This is a genomic window from Alicyclobacillus suci (genome assembly GCF_017329615.1).
Lineage (GTDB): Bacteria > Bacillota > Bacilli > Alicyclobacillales > Alicyclobacillaceae > Alicyclobacillus > Alicyclobacillus suci.
Genome location: NZ_JAFMTW010000126.1, coordinates 1 through 1,310, shown reverse-complemented (window position 1 = coordinate 1,310; position 1,310 = coordinate 1). Strand labels below are relative to the sequence as shown.

Sequence of the window (1,310 nt, the reverse complement as noted above, 5' to 3'; positions counted from 1 at the left end):
TGGTATTAAGTCAATAGAACGGACACCCCAAACAGAGAATTTGTAAGTTTTAATATTCTGATACGGACCTACTCAGCTTGCTTTAACCTGTTGCGTGTGGAAATATCTTCTTTCATACTCGGCCGGTGATAGAAAGTCGATGGACGCGTGAACACGCTCCCGGTTGTACCAGATTTCGATGTACTCGAAAATCCGTTGTATGGCCTGCTTACGCGTTTTGAACTTTTCGAGATAGACAAGTTCCCGCTTGATGATGCTATGAAACGACTCGATACACGCATTATCAAAGCAGTTTCCTTTGCGACTCATGCTCCCGACCATGTCGTATTCTTGCATCTTGTTCTGGTAGTCATGAGAGGCGTATTGGCTCCCACGGTCTGAATGATGCAACACAGAGCCTGCGGGGCTTTGACGTTTAAAAGCCTGTTCCAGTGCCGCGATGCACAATTCTTTCGTCATTCGTGCATCGGCACGCCACCCCACGATTTTTCGGCTGTACAAGTCCATTAAGCTGGCCAGGTAGACCCATCCTTCATCCGTCGGAATGTAGGTGATGTCCGCCATATACACCTGGTTTGGTCGCTGTGCGACGAACGTCTGGTTCAGCACATTCTCCTGTACCGGATAGTTGTGGTTCGAGTATGTGGTCGCCTTATACTTGCGAACCGTACGACTGCGAAGTTCGTTCTCTCGCATGATTTTAGCCACCATCTTCTGCGATACCCGCTCACCATCTTCTTTGCGCAGGATTTGCGTGATTTTGGGGCTGCCATAAAGTCGACGGGACTTCACAAATATCTGATGAATCCGCTGCGTGATTCGTTTTCGGCGTTTGGAACGCTCGCTCTCCGGGCGCCTGCACCACGCGTAATACCCGCTCCGAGATACATCCAACACTTTGCACATCTTCTCAACCGAAAATTTGGAGCGGTATCTATGGATGAATTGGTACCTTACTTTCGGTCGTTCATGAAGATGCGCGCGGCTTTTTTTAGGATTGCATTCTCCTCTCGCAGTTCGCGGTTCTCCCGCTCAAGATCCCGCAGGGCCTTTGCTTCCGGCTTGAGGTTCCCGCTGCCAACGAACGGAGTAGACGGATCCTCCTTGAACTTCGACATCCAGCCATACAACGTCTTTTGCGATACACCCAGTTCACGAGCTACCTGGCTCGCTGGCTTCCCACTTTCCGAAACTAATTGAACAGCATGCAATTTAAATTCCTTATCATATTGCTTCATCACGTGGACACCTCAAATCACCTTATTCTTACATTCTCGATTCGTTATGTCCACTCTTTGATCCTAACACCA

General features: G+C 48.9%; 1 protein-coding gene. It reads right to left on the bottom strand.

Features of this window, described 5'->3' with window-relative positions; translation table 11 throughout:
* Positions 1–72: 72 nt before the first annotated feature.
* Positions 73–1,238 (bottom strand): IS3 family transposase gene (locus tag J3482_RS20070; protein ID WP_262927030.1). Its coding sequence is split into 2 segments (ribosomal slippage): positions 73–983 and positions 983–1,238, totalling 1,167 coding nucleotides; the frame shifts between segments, so codons are not numbered across the junction.
* Between the last annotated feature and the right edge of the window lie 72 nt (positions 1,239–1,310).